The organism is Brevibacillus migulae (assembly GCF_004521915.1).
Taxonomy (GTDB): Bacteria; Bacillota; Bacilli; order Brevibacillales; family Brevibacillaceae; genus Brevibacillus_F; species Brevibacillus_F migulae.
Genome location: NZ_SDKD01000085.1, coordinates 1 through 368, shown reverse-complemented (window position 1 = coordinate 368; position 368 = coordinate 1). Strand labels below are relative to the sequence as shown.

At 42.4% G+C, this 368-nt stretch carries 1 other RNA gene; it reads left to right on the top strand.

The window, feature by feature from the left end:
• Nucleotides 1-354: RNase P RNA component class B (gene rnpB / locus EIZ37_RS25710), an RNA gene on the top strand; the annotation flags it as partial.
• Nucleotides 355-368 lie beyond the last annotated feature (14 nt).

The window sequence follows — 368 nt, the reverse complement described above, 5'->3', positions numbered from 1 at the left end:
CGCGGCTAGCTTTTGCTAGCTGAGGAAAGTCCACGCACGCACAAGCTGCGATGCTTGTAGTGATCGTATTCAGCTCAATAAGCTGGAGGAAAGTTATTTAACTTTTACGGCGGAAAAAGTGCTAAATCTTTGGACATGCATTACTATCCTGAAAGTGCCACAGTGACGTAGCAAAATCAGAAATGATTTTGGTGGAACGAGGTAAACCCTGCGAGCGTGAAACCCAAATTTGGTGGGGGAGTTTCGATCTAAGGAAATGAACTAAAGATCGGGTTATTGCATTAGCAATAAAGATAGATGACTACTAATAGTGATTTTGCCAAGAATCACTGGAACAAAACGTGGCTTATAGAAATTCACACAGGCAG